This window comes from Sphingomonas sorbitolis, assembly GCF_036663875.1.
Taxonomy (GTDB): Bacteria; Pseudomonadota; Alphaproteobacteria; order Sphingomonadales; family Sphingomonadaceae; genus Sphingomonas.
In genome coordinates this window covers 303,406-318,443 of record NZ_JAXOJS010000002.1, presented here as the reverse complement: position 1 = coordinate 318,443, position 15,038 = coordinate 303,406, and the positions used below count along the sequence as shown (strand labels likewise).

Sequence of the window (15,038 nt, the reverse complement as noted above, 5' to 3'; positions counted from 1 at the left end):
CCATCCTAGCCGTTTCGGCGTGTGCGATCCTCCTGACCGGTTGCGCCGGCAAGGGCGAAGTCGATGCGACCGGCGGCATTTCCGCGGTCCGCTCGGTCTGCCCGCCTGTCGCGATCCCTGCTGCGACCGGCGACATCACGCTGTTCAATCCCGCCACTAGCCGTGACCAGTCGGCGATCGACGTCGCCGCGCTGATGACCAATGTCCGCTCGACCTGCGCCGATGCGACCGACCAGGTCGTCACCAGCGTCACCTTCGACATCCGCGCCCGTCGCAACCGCACGGAGGGCGCGCGCGACGTGACGTTGCCGTACTTCATCACGGTAGTCCGAGGCGGCACCGCCGTCGTCGCCAAGCGCATCGGCCGCGTCTCGCTGCACTTCGATGCCGGTCAGGCACTCGCCTCGACCTCGGCGACCGCTTCCGCAACGGTTGCCCGCTCAGCGGCAACGCTACCCGACGACGTCCGTGAAAAGCTGACCCGCAAGCGCAAGGCCGGCGATCAGGACGCCGCCGTCGATCCGCTGAGCACGCCGGAAGTCCGCCAGGCCGTCCTCCGCGCCAGCTTCGAGGCATTGGTCGGCTTCCAGCTCACCGACGATCAACTCAAGTACAACGCCACCCGCTAAGCCATTGTCCCTCTCCCCGCCGGGGAGAGGGAAGGGGCCCGCCGCCCTTGCGGTGGGAAGGGAGAGGGGAGTGAGGCTCAAAACGCCCGCCCCGCCGTCATGCCGAGCTAGTTCCGAGGCAACGAAACGATGGCCGATGCGCGCTAAATCTTCCCCCGCCCCCAAACCCTCGATTGACTAAGATTGTGCGCCGCGTCACAACTCGCGGCGTCGATGCCGGGTAACCGGCATGGCACCGCGCGGGAGAGCGTTTCCGGTCCTTTGAGGGCTGATGGAACCGCCGAAGGAGCAACCACCCCGGAATCTCTCAGGCACCAGAGACCGCGCGGGGCTGATCGACACTCTGGAAAGCGTCCTGGCGTAAGCCGAGGGCCACCGAAGGGGTAAGCGCTGGACAAGTCCCGCGCGAAAGCTCTCAGGTCCCGTGACAGAGGGGGTTCGGATCGCAGCACCACCGGGTGCCGCGCGCCCCTTCGACGGAGACAAGCATGAGCGATTACGCCAGCATCATCGATCAGGCCGACGATTACGTCGAGCCCGAGATCCTGCCATTGCCGCTCGACGCGTGGCACCGGGCGCACGGCGCGCGGATGGTCGAGTTCGCGGGCTACGAGATGCCGATCCAGTATGAAGGCATCATGGCCGAGCACGCCTGGACGCGCGACTCGGCCGGGCTGTTCGACGTCAGCCACATGGGCCAGCTCGTCTTCTCCGGCGAAGGCGTCGCGCACGCGCTCGAAACCGTCCTGCCGGGCGACATCGCAGGCTTGGGCGAAGGCAAGATGCGCTACTCGCTGCTACTCGCACAGGACGGCGGCATCCTCGACGACCTGATGGCCACGCGCCTCCCCGACGACCAGCCGTCGCCGTTCTCCGCGGCCGACGTCGAGCCCGAGGCGTACGACCCGCTCCACCCGTCGCCGACTGCGAGCGGCAGCTTCTACGTCGTCGTCAACGGCGCGACCAAGTATGACGACATCAGCTATCTGATCGAGCATCTGCCCGACGACGTCACGATCAACATCCTCGAAGACCAGGCGCTGCTCGCGGTGCAAGGTCCGAAAGCGGTCGAGGCAGTCGCGCGGATCGTCCCCGGCGTCGACGGCCTCGTGTTCATGACCGCCGGCGCGTTCCACTGGAACGACGTCCCGCTCTGGATCAGCCGCTCGGGCTATACCGGCGAGGACGGCGTCGAGATTTCGCTCCCCGCCGAGCACGCCGTCGCGTTCGCCGACGCGCTGCTCGCGCTCCCCGAGATCAAGCCGATCGGCCTCGGCGCGCGCGATTCGCTGCGCCTCGAAGCCGGCCTGCCGCTCTACGGCCACGACCTCGATCCCGAGATCACGCCGGTCATGGCCGACCTCGGTTTCGCGCTGTCGAAGCGCCGCCGCGAAGCCGCCGACTTCCCCGGTGCCGAGCGCATCCTCACCCAGCGCGAGCATGGCCCCGCCACCAAGCGCGTCGGCCTGATCGTCGAGGGCCGCCAGCCCGCCCGCGAAGGCGCCGAGGTGATCGACGACACCGGCGCGACGATCGGTCGCCTCACCAGCGGTGGTTTCGCACCCACCCTCGGGAAGCCGATTGCGATGGCCTATGTGCCGCTCGCGCTGTCGACGCCCGGCACCCGCATCGAAATCGCGCAACGCGGCAAGGTCCACACCGCCACCGTCACCGCGATGCCCTTCATTCCCCACCGCTACGTCCGCGCAGGAGCCAAGTGATATGAGCCGTTACTTCACGCAGGATCACGAATGGGTCGATGTCGACGGCGACATCGGCACCGTCGGCATCTCCGAATACGCGCAGAGCCAGCTCGGCGACGTCGTGTTCGTCGATGTCCCCGAAGCCGGCAAGACGCTGAGCAAGGGCGACGAAGCCGCAGTCGTCGAGTCGGTCAAGGCAGCGTCGGACGTGTACTCCCCGGTTTCGGGCACCGTCACCGAGGGCAACGCGGCTTTGACCGACGACTCCAGCCTGGTGAACTCGGACGCCGAAGCGGCGGGCTGGTTCTTCAAGCTGACGCTCAGCGACCCGAGCGAACTCGACAGCCTGATGGACGAAGCCGCCTACGCGACGTTCGTCGAAGGGCTCTGAACTAACTCGCTCTGACGTAATCCGTCATCCCAGCGAAAGCTGGGACCTCCCACCGCGGGGCCGACACCAGCGTCTCCCCCGCGGTATGAGACCCCAGCTTTCGCTGGGGTGACGGTCTTTTTGGAAAGACCGCCATGCGCTACCTTCCCCTGACTCAGCCCGACCGCGAGGCGATGCTCGCCGTCATCGGCGCCGCGACCATCGACGACCTCTTCGTCGACGTGCCCGAAGCCGCCCGCCTCGACGGCCCGGTCCGCGACCTGCCGATGCACGCCTCCGAAATGGCGGTCGAACGCCACATGTCCGCGCTCGCCAAGAAAAACCTCACCGCCGGCGAAGCGCCGTTCTTCCTAGGCTGCGGCGCGTACAAGCACCACGTTCCCGCGTCGGTCGACCACCTGATCCAGCGCGGCGAGTTCCTCACCGCCTACACGCCGTACCAGCCCGAGATCGCGCAGGGCACGCTGCAGATGCTGTTCGAGTTCCAGACGCAGGTCGCGCGGCTGCTCGGCACGGACGTCGCCAACGCCTCGATGTACGACGGCTCTACCGCGTGCTGGGAAGCGATCGTGATGGCTAGGCGGATCACCAAGCGGGGCAGGGCGATCCTGTCGTCGGGCCTCCACCCGCATTATGTCTCGGTCGCGAACACGATGGCCAAGTTCACCGGCGACGTGCTCGACACGACCGCGCCCGAACTGGTCGCCGACATGGACCTCGACCAGCTGATCGAGAAGATCGACGACGACACCTCCTGCGTCGTCGTCCAGTATCCCGACATCCTCGGCCGCATCGCCGACCTGCGCCCGCTCGCGGATGCGTGCCACGCGAAGAAGGCGCTGCTGATCGCGGTCGTCACCGAGCCGGTCGCCTTGGGCGCGATCACCTCACCCGGCGAGATGGATGCGGACATCGTCGTCGGCGAAGGCCAGTCGCTCGGCGTCGGCCTGCAGTTCGGCGGGCCTTATGTCGGGCTCTTCGGCTGCAAGGACAAATACGTCCGCCAGATGCCCGGCCGTCTCTGCGGCGAGACCGTCGACGCGGATGGTCGCCGCGGTTTCGTCCTCACGCTGTCGACCCGCGAGCAGCACATCCGCCGCGAAAAGGCGACGTCGAACATCTGCACCAACTCCGGCCTCTGCGCGCTGGCCTTCTCGATCCACATGACGCTGCTCGGTGAAGCAGGCCTGCGACGCTTAGCAGGGTTGAACCATGCGGGTGCGGTTCATGCCGCGCGCCGACTGGCTAAGGTGCCGGGCGTTGAATTGCTCAACACGCTGTTCTTCAACGAATTCACGCTGAAACTACCCGTCGAAGCCCGCCCGGTCGTCCGTACGCTGGCCGACCGCGGTATCCTCGCAGGCGTCTCGCTGGGCCGGCTCTATCCAGGCAATGACGACCTCGCCAACGGCTTGGTCGTTGCGGTGACCGAAACGACCACGGCGGAGGACGTCGAAACGCTTGCGTCCGCACTCGAGGAGATACTGGCATGAGCATCAACCAGAGCGGCTGGCGCCCGACCTCCCCCGAGGCGAGCACCGGCAGCGTTCCCGCGAGCGTCACCGGCAACAAGGCGCTGATGCTGGAAGAAGCGCTGATCTTCGAGATCGGCGATGCGAAGACGACGGGCGTCGACTTCGGCGAAGGCGACGTCGCACACGACATGCTCGGTGACCTCACGCGCAAGGCGCCGATTGGCCTCCCCGGTCTCTCCGAACCGGAAACCGTCCGCCACTACACCCGCCTCTCACGCCAGAACTACGGCATCGACCTCGGCTTCTTCCCGCTCGGCAGTTGCACGATGAAGCACAACCCGCGCCTCAACGAGAAGATGGCGCGGCTGCCCGGGTTCTCCGACGTCCATCCGCTCCAGCCGGTCGACACGGTGCAGGGCGCATTGGAGGTCATCCACCAGCTCGCGCACTGGCTCGTCACACTCACCGGCATGACCTCGGTCGCAATGAGCCCCAAGGCCGGCGCGCACGGCGAACTCTGCGGCATCCTCGCGATCCGCGCCGCACTCGAAGCCAAGGGCGAAGGCGCGCGGAAGATCATCCTCGTCCCCGAGAGCGCGCACGGCACCAACCCCGCCACCGCGGCGTTCGCCGGCTACAGCGTCGAGGATATCCCCGCCACCGCCGAAGGCCGCGTCGACACCGCCGCGCTGAAGGCCCGGCTCGGCCCCGACGTCGCCGGCGTGATGATCACCAACCCCAACACATGCGGCCTGTTCGAGCGCGACATGCGCGAGATCTCCGACGCGGTGCATGCGGCGGGCGGCTTCGTCTATTGCGACGGCGCGAACTTCAACGCGATCGTCGGTCGCGTGCGGCCGGGCGATCTCGGCATCGACGCGATGCACATCAACCTGCACAAGACCTTCTCCACGCCCCACGGCGGCGGCGGTCCCGGCTCGGGCCCGGTGGTGTTCTCGGAGGCTTTGTCTCCCTACGCACCGCTCCCGTTCGTCGAGAAGCAGGACGGCCAGTTCGTCCTCGTCGAAGAGGAAACCGCAGGCGAACATCACGCCGGCAGCTTCGGCCGCATGGTCGCGTTTCACGGCCAGATGGGCATGTTCACGCGCGCACTCACCTACATCCTCAGCCACGGCGCGGACGGCCTGCGCCAGGTGTCGGAGGATGCAATTCTCAACGCGAACTACATCCTGCGCAGCCTCGACGACACGCTCGACGCACCGTTCGGTCCCTCGGGTCCGTGCATGCACGAGGCGCTGTTCTCGGACTCGGGTCTCGCCGCCGGCTTCTCGACCATCGACATCGCGAAGGGCCTGATCGACGAGGGTTTTCACCCGATGACGATGTATTTCCCGCTCGTCGTCCACGGCGCGATGCTGGTCGAACCGACCGAGACCGAATCGAAGGCGGCACTGGACCAGTTCATCGCCGCGCTCCGCTCGGTCGCCGAACGCGCCAAGGCCGGCGATCCGAGCCTCAAGACCGCGCCGCATTTCGCCCCCCGCGCGCGCCTCGACGAGACGCTCGCGGCACGCAAGCCGGTCCTGGTCTGGAAGGACCCGGCCCCGCTGGCGCAAGCCGCCGAGTAACGATACGCTCCCCGTCTAGCTCGGGATCACCGGGCAGGGCGGGGGGCTATCAATGCAGGCGCACGAAGCACAAGGCTGGATCAGCTACGCGATCACGGCCGTCATCATCGGCATCGTCTTCGCGGTCCGCTGGCGCCGCATGAGCGTGGTGAAGCCGCTCAAGCTCGAGCGCCTCTGGGTTTTCCCTGCGGTCTACGCTGCCGTCGCGCTCTACATGTTCGTGATGTACCCGCCGCAGGGCCTCGCCTGGCTGTTCTGCGCGCTAGCCTTGATCATGGGCGCCGCACTCGGCTGGCAACGCGGCAAGCTCATGCGGATCACGATCGACCCCGACGGCCACGCGCTCAACACGACCTCCTCGCCGGCCGCTGTCTTCTTCCTGATCGCGATCGTCGCCGTCCGCACCGGCGCGCGCGCCATTATCGGCGACGGCCACGCGCTGCACCTCAACGCCTTCGCGATCACCGACATGCTGGTCGCGCTCGCGCTCGGCCTGTTCACCACCCAGCGCGTCGAGATGTACCTGCGCGCCAAGCGGATGCTGGAAACTGCCCGGGTTCGCTAGCCCCACCCATCCACGAGCCCCACCCGTCATCCCAGCGAAAGCTGGGATCTTTCGCGGCTTGGGAGCGACATTCCTCAGAGAGATCCCAGCTTTCGCTGGGATGACGGTGGGGAGGGAGTGAAGGTCACGCAACCGGACCGACGACGGAATCGAGCCGCAACTCACACGTGACGAACCCCCGCACACCCGCTATCCGCACCCCATGATAAAGCGCGCACTCCCCGTCACCCGTGAGGCGGATTTCTCCGCCTGGTACCAGGCCGTCATCTCCGAGGCCGATCTCGCCGAGGAATCCGGCGTCCGCGGCTGCATGGTCATCCGGCCCTGGGGCTACGGCATCTGGGAGCGCATCCAGCGCCTGCTCGACGACCGGATCAAGGCGACCGGTCACGAGAATTGCTATTTCCCGCTCTTCATCCCGCTCTCGTATTTCGAGAAGGAGGCCGAGCACGTCGACGGGTTCGCCAAGGAAATGGCCGTCGTCACGCACCACCGGCTCAAGGCCGACGGCTATGGCCGGCTGATCCCCGATCCCGACGCCAAGCTCGAGGAGCCGCTGGTCGTCCGCCCGACCTCCGAGATGGTCATCGGCGCCGCGTTCGCGCGCTGGGTCCAGTCGTGGCGCGACCTGCCCGTGTTGATCAACCAATGGGCGAACGTCGTCCGCTGGGAGATGCGCACGCGCATGTTCCTGCGCACCAGCGAGTTCCTCTGGCAGGAGGGCCACACCGCGCACGCCACTCCGCAAGAAGCGCGCGACGAGACGCTCAAGATGCTCGAAGTCTATCGCGATTTCGCGGAGGAATGCCTCGGCGTCCACGTCATCGCTGGCGAAAAGCCCGAGAATGAGCGCTTCCCCGGCGCGGTCGCGACCTATTCGATCGAGGCGATGATGCAGGACGGCAAGGCGCTGCAAGCCGGTACCTCGCATTTCCTCGGCACCAACTTCGCCTCGGCGCAGAACATCCGCTTCCAGAATGCCGGCGGCGAGTTCGAGCTGTGCAACACGACCAGCTGGGGCGTGTCGACGCGGATGATCGGCGCGGTCATCATGGTCCACGGCGACGACGACGGCCTGCGCGTGCCGCCGATGATCGCGCCATGGCAGGTCGTGATCGTCCCCATGTTGCGCGACGTGCCCGAGGACGCGGCGATCGTCGAGTATTGCAAGTCGCTCCAGGCCGAGATCGCCAAGCAGTCCGCGCTCGGCGAACCGGTCCGCGCGCTGCTCGACCTCAAGCCCGCCAAGGCCGCGACCAAGCGCTGGGGCTGGGTCAAGAAGGGCGCACCGATCGTGATCGAGGTCGGCGGCCGTGATGTCGCCGGCGGCAACGTCACCGTGATCCGCCGCGACCGCCTCTACCGCGAGGACGGCAAGCTCGACAGCAACGCCGTCGCGCGGACCGAGTTCGTGAGCGAAGTCTCGGGCATGCTGCACGACGTTCAAGCGACGCTCCATGTCGAGTCGATGAATCGCGTGAAGGGCAACATCGTCCCCGCCGACGACTTCGCCGCGGTCGAAGCGCATTTCGCCGACGGTGTGAAGAACCCTGGCTGGGTCGATGTTCGCTGGTCGAAGCCGACCGGGCCTGCGCTCGACAAGGTGGTCGAGCGGTTGAAGGCGCTCAAGCTCACCATCCGCAACGCGCCGATGGGGCAGACCGGCTGCGACGACGGCGCGTGCATCTTCACCGGCGAACCCGCGGTGGAGCGCATCCTGATCGGCCGCGCTTACTAAGCGCGCCGATCGGCTTCGGTCGGCGTCACGTCGAGGGCTTGCTCGAAGTCGGGGGCGGGGTGCCAAACGGCCCGGATACCCAGTGCGGCGGACCAACCGAAACGGACCGGTCTGTCGGCTGCGTCGCGGTTCCCTGTCTGGTATCGTCGCATCGGCTTTGGGCGGTGCGACCTTAGGGGGCAGGCATGGGCGTGACGGGGATCGGCGGCTTTTTCTTCCGGGCGAAGGACCCGGAGGGGATCCGCGCCTGGTATGTCGAGTATCTCGGCGTCGGATCGGTGCCCTATGGTTCGTGGGAGACGCAGGCAGGGCCAAGCGTCTTTGCGCCGTTCGCGGTCGACGCCGATTATTTCCCCGCGGATCGCCCCTGGATGCTCAACCTGCGCGTCGACGACCTCGACGGCATGTTGGCGACCCTCCGTGCGGCCGGGATAGCGGTGATCACCGATCCCGAATGGGACATGCCCGGCTTCGGCCGCTTCGCCCGCATCCATGACCCGGAAGGCAACCCGATCGAACTCTGGCAACCCGACGATCCTTCATAAGGATGGCGCATTCAGCTTCGGTCGGATGAGCGGCGGTGCCGCCAGCCGATCGGTTGAGAATTCAGCGACCCCACTTGCGCGGAGTTCGACCCCCTCGCCAGTGCACTCACTTTGCCGCCATTGATCTGCTGTCTGGCCTGCCGGATGATTGGCGCACGCGCTGCGTTATTGCTTCGGCCGGGACAGATCGACATTCGACCATTCACCGTTGCGCGCGTGCTACAGCGGTTGGCTCTCCGAACGATGCCCATGTTTCCCCGCGAAGGCGGGGATCCAGACTGGGCTCCCGCCTTCGCGGGAGAACAAGGAGGAGGAGCGTAACGAACGCGTTGGGCATCGCGTGCAGGTCCGATCGCGACAGTACCGACAAATTCCGAGTGCAGCCGTTCCGCAAAACCAGATTTTCTCGACTCCGCGACACCTGGATGCCGACCCAAGCCGGCCCGAGCGTAGCCTAAGGGCGGCATGACGAGAACAAATCAGACGGCACACGCTAAAACCCGGCTATCCGCACCCGCGCGCGCCGGTCTCCAGGTGGTCAAAACAATTCCCCCTGCGGCCCCCGCGGCGCCCGGAACAGGTCGTTGCGGAGTGCGATCCGCTCCTGGTTCAGCCCGTGCTTCGCGCACGCGATCCGGAACCGCGTTCCCAGCAGGTCCGCCCACGGCCCTTGCCCCTTCATCCGCGTAAAGAAATTCGGGTCGTTATCCTTGCCACCGCGCAGCGACGCGATCGTCGCCATCACCTTCCCCGCGCGATCGGGGAAATGTTCGTCGAGCCACGCGCGGAACAGCGGTGCGACTTCATGCGGCAATCGCACGGGAATGAAGAACGCCCGGCTCGCCCCGGCTTCCGCCGCCCGCGCGACGAGGTGTTCGATCTCATGGTCGGTGATTGCCGGGATGACCGGCGCGATCGACACGTAGACCGGCACGTGCGCATCGGCGAGCTTGCGCACCGCGGCCAAGCGTCGCTCGGGATGCGGCGCGCGCGGTTCGACGGTCGACGCGATCTTCGGATCGAGCGAGGTGATCGACATCGCCACCGCCGCCAACCCCTTCGCCGCCATTGGTGCGAGCAGGTCGAGATCGCGCACCACGCGGTCGGACTTGGTCGTGATCGTGAGGGGATGATCGGTTTCCGCCAGCACCTCGATGATTCCCCGTGTGATCCGCCAGTCGGTCTCGATCGGCTGGTACGGATCGGTGTTCGTCCCCAATGCCATCGGCGCACAGACATAGCCCGGCTTCGACAGTTCGGCGCGCAACAGCGTCGCCGCCGAAGGCTTGGCGAACAGCTTGCTCTCGAAATCCAGCCCCGGCGACAAATCGTGGAACGCATGGCTCGGCCGCGCGAAACAATAGATACAGCCATGCTCACACCCGCGATACGGATTGATCGAGCGGTCGAACGGTACGTCGGGCGAGGCATTGCGGCTGATGATCGTCCGCGGCGTCTCGACCGTCACGGTCGTGCGCAGTTTTGGCGCTATCCCGTCGATCCCCTCGCGCATGTCGAGCCAGTCGCCGTCCGCCTCAGTCTGCGGCATGTTGAACCGGCGGCTTTCGTCATTGCGCGTCGCACCGCGAACCGGACGGACCTGTTTCATCGCACGATGATACGCTCGACTACGGAACATATAAAGAACATAATGTTTCGGTCTAAAAAATGCTCGAACGGCTGAGTTAATCTGCATCTACCTGAAATTGATCGCTTTTCACCAAGTGCGACGACACGCGAATCAATACTCGCGGGCGGTCGCGATCCGGCGTAGGGCAAAGCGATGACGGGACAGATGACCACGGTGGAACGCGCATTCGAACTGGCACGCTCGGGCGAGTGCGAGTCGGTCAATGCGCTACGGCAACGCTTGCGCCGCGAGGGGTATGACGCGGTGCATCTTCATCTTCATGGCTCGTCGATCAACAAGCAGCTTGTCGATCTCATCCATGCGGCGAGGGGCGGGTCCGCGCTGGCGTAGCGACAGGCGTCACGCCTTGAACAGCGAGCGGGCCTTCAGCACCGATGTTGCGCCGCTCGCGTCGGTTACCGCGTACGTGAAGCCCGGCAGCAGACAGTAAGCCCCGACATTCCCGTTCGTATCGAGTGCCAGGAAGCCGACCTGAACGCCCCGGATCGCCGCGCCGCGCAGCGTTGCAATATGACGAACGACCTCTTCGCACGCCTGCTGCGGCGTTGCGCCCGCGCGCATCGAGGCCACGACCCGCGCCGATCCCGCCACGCGCGTGACTTCCTCGCCAAGACCCGTCGAGGTCGCGCCGCCGACGCCCGCCTCGACGTACAATCCCGAGCCGACCTGCGGAGAATCGCCAACCCGGCCGCGCATCTTGAACGCCATGCCCGACGTGGTGCACGCGCCGGCCATCCGTCCGTCGGTCGTGCGCGCAAGCAGACCGATCGTGTCATGGTCGAGCGCGCCGCCGGGCGTACGGGTACTGCGGTTCTCGCTATTGGCCTCAGGTTGGTATTTCGAGGTCTTGAGCCACTCGCGCCACGCCTTTTCGGACTCGGGCGTGAGCAGCGACTGTTGCGGAAAGCCCTGGTCGCGCGCGAACCGCGTCGCGCCTTCGCCGACCAATAGCGTGTGCGGGGTCCGCTCCATCACCCGGCGCGCGACCGAGATCGCGTGCACCGTGTCCTCGAGCGCGGCGACCGCGCCGACGCCGCCGGCATCGTCCATAATGACGGCATCGAGCGTGACGTGGCCATCGCGGTCGGGATAGCCCGAATAGCCGACGCTGTGGTTGTTCGGGTCCGCCTCGGGCACCATCGCTCCCGCCTCGACCGCATCGAGCAACGATCCGCCGGCGCGCATCTTGGCGAATACCGCGTCGTTGGCGGCGGCGCCGAAGTCCCAGGTCGAAAGTATCATCGCACCTGATCCGCCGCGAATGCGGGGCGAACCGCCTTGCTCGCGCGTGTCCGGTCGCGACGCGGCGCGCGCGAACGGTGCGGCGAGATTGATCGCGCCAAGGCTGCCCAGGACTCCCAGCAATGACCGTCTCGAATTCATCGTTCGTCCCCCCGGGCACCAATCGCGGGATGCTATCGCAGACCATATCGGCTGACCAGTCGCCATGCTGCTTTGCAACATTATTTCTTCGATGTCCTAGATCGGTATTGTTTAGGCATTGACGAAAACTCTCTTTTGACCAAACCTGTCATCGGGGCCGGTGAACGCGTCGTGACGCAGCCGGAGTTAAAAGGGGAACATGATGATATTGGATCAGTCCGTGTCGCGGATCGCTCTCGCAGCGTCGATCTTTCTCGCGGCGATGCCGGCAGCGGCGCAGGTCAGTCCCGCCGATGCGGTAAGCCCGGCGCAGGCTGCGGCAACGACGCCGGCGGACGCGAAGGTCCAGGCCGACGCCGATACCGCGCTCGCCACGCAAGAGACCGCCCGTACCGCCACGGTGGCGGACGACACCGTCGTCGTCACCGGTTCGCGGATCCGCCGTCCCAACATGACGTCGGCGGCGCCGATCACCACGGTCACCGCGCAGGATATCCGCGCGCAGGCCGCGATCACCGTCGAGGACGTGCTCAATCGCCTGCCGCAGGTGTCGCCCGACAGCCAGCAGACCTATCAGGATTCGGACGGCCGCCAGCGGATCAAGCTGCGCAGCCTCGGCTTTGAACGCACGCTCGTGCTGGTCGACGGCAAGCGGCTCGGTACGCAGAACGGCCAGGACGTCGGCATCATCCCGCCCTCGCTGCTCGAACGCGTCGACGTGCTGACCGGCGGCGCATCGTCGGTCTATGGCTCGGATGCGGTCGCGGGCGTCGTCAACTTCATCCTCAAGAAGGATTTCGAGGGCATCCAGCTCGACGGCAATTACAGCTTCTACAATCACGACAACAAGGACACGATCGTCTCGCCGCTGGCGCGCGCGAACGCATTCGGCAGTCCGCGCGGACTCGCCAACGACGGCGGCCGTTCGGACGTCACGCTGACCGCGGGTTCGAAGCTGTTCGACGGCGCGCTGCGTTTCTCGGGCTTCGTCAATTACCGCCAGGCCAACGACGTTCCCTATGATGCGCGATCGACATCCGCCTGCCAGCTCGTCCAGACCGGCAAGGACGGCCCACTGTCGTGCTCGCTGTCGACCTATTCGCCGAGCGGCTATATTTCGCCGCGCAGTGGCGCGAACAGCGGCGTCGGCTATGTCAACGATCCCGCCGGCACGCAGACGTTCGTGCCCTACGGCGCCGGCGCGGGGAACGCCGCCAATCCGTATGACGGCTATTCCTATCAGCGCCAGTTCGAGCGGTATACCGCCGGTGGCTTCGTCAGCGCACGGATCACGCCCGAAATCGAGCTGTACGGCTCGGGGATCTGGTTCCGCGACAAGTCGATCAATCCCTACCCGACGCGCATCTACAGCTACACCGCCTATGGCGATGCGCCGTATCAGGTGAACTGCAACAACCCGTATCTGTCGGCCTCGCAGGCCAGTACGATCTGCGGCGCGCAGGCGGGCACGTCCGCGACGGCACCGCTCGATGTACGTTATCGCTTCAACGACCTGCCGTTTGCACCCGATACGTATCTGAACACCGCGATCCGCGCGACCGCGGGCGTACGCGGCACCGTCGGCAAGGCGTGGACCTATGATGTCGGCGGCGTCTTCTCGCGCAACCAGCAGGATATCACGTTCGGCAATTTCGCCGATTACGACCGGGTCAATCGCTCGCTCAACGTCGTCAACGTCAATGGTACGCCGACCTGCGCCTCGAAGGTATCGGGCGTCGATCCCGCCTGCGTTCCGTTCGACGCGTTCAGCGCCGGAACGCTCGGCGCACCACTCGCCGATTATCTGTTTACCGGCCGCAGCGGCACGTCGAAGGGCGTCGCCAAGCTATGGGACGTCGTCTCGTCGGTCACCGGCGATCTCGGCAAATACGGCGTCACCTCGCCCTTCGCGAACGACGGCGTCGCGATCGCGCTCGGCGCCGAATACCGCAAGGACAGCTATGCCTCGTCCGCCGATGCGATCTACCGCGAGCAGAATGGCGGCACCGACTTCAATCTCAGCCAGGACGTCTGGGAATCGAACATCGAGGTTCAGGCGCCGCTGGTCCAGGAGCGTCGCTTCGCGCATCTGTTGCAGGCGACCGGCGGTTTCCGCGTCTCGAAATACAGCAGCAACCCGAGCGTCTTCAACACTTGGAAGCTGGAGGGCGTCTATGCGCCGATCAGCGACCTGACCTTCCGCGCCTCGTTCAACAAGGCGCAGCGCGCACCGACGGTGTTCGAGATCCGCCAGGCGACGAACATCGATTACAGCCGCCAGGGTGGATCGCAGAACGACTTCTGCGCGCCAGTCGCGCGGCAGGTGGCGGATCCGAACAATCCGGGCCGCACGATCACCAGCACCACGCCGCTCGCCTCGCGCGAGGTGTGCGCCGCGACCGGACTGTCGGACGCACTGTACGGCAGCGCCACGCTGCTGTGCCCGAACGACCAGTGCACGGTGCGCTCGGGTGGCTTCACCGCGGATCCCGAGACCGCCTACACGCAGACCTATGGCTTGGTCGTGAAGCCGAGCTTCCTCAAGGGGCTGGTCTTCTCGGTCGATCGCTATCGGATCAAGATCAACAACTCGCTCGGCTATAACGACGACAGCTATTACACCGATGGCTGCCTGCGCTCGGGCGGCGACCAGTTCTTCTGCTCGGGGATCGTCCGCCAGCCGGGCACCGGCATCCTCTACGCCGCCGCCGCGAGCAACCCGACCAGCGGCTTCATCCGCGCAGGCACGACCAACTACTATTTCTCGATCGCCCGCGGCTGGGACTTTCAGAGCCAGTACACGGTCGGCCTTGGCGGTGCGGGCAAGCTCGATCTGAACTTCAACGGATCGCTGACGACGTTCGCGGGCGGCCAGGATTCACCGCTTCAGCCCAAGCGCAACTGCGCAGGCTATTTCGGCAACGGTTGCAGCCAGCTGCTGCCGAAATGGTCGCACGGTCTGCGGACGACCTACACGACTGGCGACGGGATCTTCAGCACGTCGTTCAACTGGCGCTATGTCGGTTCGCTGACGCATGCCGACAATTCGGGTGACGAGGCGATCGGCGGCACTGCGGCCCGCGCGCGGACGACCTTCTACCATATCGCGCCGGTCAGCTATTTCGATCTGGCGATGACGTTCGCGATCTCGAGGGACTTCTCGCTTCGGTTCGTCGCCAACAACCTGCTCGACAAGACGCCGCCGATCCTGGCGAATTCGTACGACATCAGCCTCGCGCGCAGCAACACCATCCCCGCGCGTTACGACTCACTCGGCCGCAACCTGGCGGTAGGCGCCACCGTCCGGTTCTGACCGCTCGGATGAACGACTGACCTCCGAAACCCTCCCCCCCCCACCGGGAGAGGGTT

General features: G+C 66.0%; 12 protein-coding genes and 2 riboswitches. Of the genes, 10 read left to right on the top strand and 2 right to left on the bottom strand.

Going from position 1 to position 15,038, the window contains the following annotated elements:
- Positions 1-26: 26 nt before the first annotated feature.
- The 8 genes from U1763_RS06775 (at position 27) to U1763_RS06740 (ending at position 8,635) form a co-directional block, all read left to right on the top strand.
- Positions 27-629, top strand: a complete 603-nt coding sequence (locus U1763_RS06775) for a hypothetical protein (protein ID WP_443026901.1) — start codon at positions 27-29, stop codon at positions 627-629.
- Positions 630-859: 230 nt separating this feature from the next.
- Positions 860-963: riboswitch (glycine riboswitch) on the top strand.
- 1 nt (position 964) lies between these two features.
- Positions 965-1,070: riboswitch (glycine riboswitch) on the top strand.
- 47 nt (positions 1,071-1,117) lie between these two features.
- The gene (gene gcvT, locus U1763_RS06770; RefSeq protein WP_332754625.1) at positions 1,118-2,350 is read left to right on the top strand and encodes a glycine cleavage system aminomethyltransferase GcvT; all 1,233 of its coding nucleotides are present in this window, start codon (positions 1,118-1,120) and stop codon (positions 2,348-2,350) included.
- Position 2,351: 1 nt separating this feature from the next.
- On the top strand, positions 2,352-2,723 hold the full coding sequence (gene gcvH / locus U1763_RS06765; RefSeq protein WP_332754624.1) for a glycine cleavage system protein GcvH: 372 nt from the start codon (positions 2,352-2,354) through the stop codon (positions 2,721-2,723).
- Positions 2,724-2,857: 134 nt separating this feature from the next.
- On the top strand, positions 2,858-4,216 hold the full coding sequence (gene gcvPA / locus U1763_RS06760) for an aminomethyl-transferring glycine dehydrogenase subunit GcvPA (protein WP_332754623.1): 1,359 nt from the start codon (positions 2,858-2,860) through the stop codon (positions 4,214-4,216).
- The gene (gcvPB, locus tag U1763_RS06755; protein WP_332754622.1) at positions 4,213-5,787 is read left to right on the top strand and encodes an aminomethyl-transferring glycine dehydrogenase subunit GcvPB; all 1,575 of its coding nucleotides are present in this window, start codon (positions 4,213-4,215) and stop codon (positions 5,785-5,787) included. The genes gcvPA and gcvPB overlap by 4 nt, the downstream gene beginning before the upstream one ends.
- A 52-nt stretch (positions 5,788-5,839) precedes the next feature.
- Entirely contained in the window at positions 5,840-6,352 is a 513-nt protein-coding gene (locus U1763_RS06750; RefSeq protein ID WP_332754621.1) for a CcdC protein domain-containing protein, read from the top strand.
- Positions 6,353-6,554: 202 nt separating this feature from the next.
- Positions 6,555-8,090, top strand: a complete 1,536-nt coding sequence (locus U1763_RS06745; RefSeq protein ID WP_332754620.1) for an aminoacyl--tRNA ligase-related protein — start codon at positions 6,555-6,557, stop codon at positions 8,088-8,090.
- 185 nt (positions 8,091-8,275) lie between these two features.
- Positions 8,276-8,635 (top strand): VOC family protein, encoded by a 360-nt coding sequence (locus U1763_RS06740; RefSeq protein ID WP_332754619.1) that lies wholly within the window; start codon positions 8,276-8,278, stop codon positions 8,633-8,635.
- 538 nt (positions 8,636-9,173) lie between these two features.
- Here U1763_RS06740 and U1763_RS06735 read toward each other — a convergent pair.
- Entirely contained in the window at positions 9,174-10,244 is a 1,071-nt protein-coding gene (locus U1763_RS06735) for a PA0069 family radical SAM protein (protein WP_332754618.1), read from the bottom strand.
- Positions 10,245-10,418: 174 nt separating this feature from the next.
- On the opposite strand from U1763_RS06735, the gene U1763_RS06730 reads away from it, so the two are divergent.
- Positions 10,419-10,616 carry a hypothetical protein gene (locus tag U1763_RS06730; RefSeq protein ID WP_132735639.1) on the top strand — a complete coding sequence of 66 codons (198 nt, stop codon included), beginning with the start codon at positions 10,419-10,421 and terminating at the stop codon, positions 10,614-10,616.
- A gap of 9 nt (positions 10,617-10,625) precedes the next feature.
- Here U1763_RS06730 and U1763_RS06725 read toward each other — a convergent pair whose 3' ends face one another.
- Positions 10,626-11,669 carry a glycosylasparaginase gene (locus U1763_RS06725; RefSeq protein WP_332754617.1) on the bottom strand — a complete coding sequence of 348 codons (1,044 nt, stop codon included), beginning with the start codon at positions 11,667-11,669 and terminating at the stop codon, positions 10,626-10,628.
- A 220-nt stretch (positions 11,670-11,889) separates the two neighbouring features.
- Between U1763_RS06725 and U1763_RS06720 the strand changes: the two genes are divergently transcribed.
- Positions 11,890-14,982, top strand: a complete 3,093-nt coding sequence (locus U1763_RS06720) for a TonB-dependent receptor domain-containing protein (RefSeq protein WP_332754616.1) — start codon at positions 11,890-11,892, stop codon at positions 14,980-14,982.
- Positions 14,983-15,038: the final 56 nt, after the last annotated feature.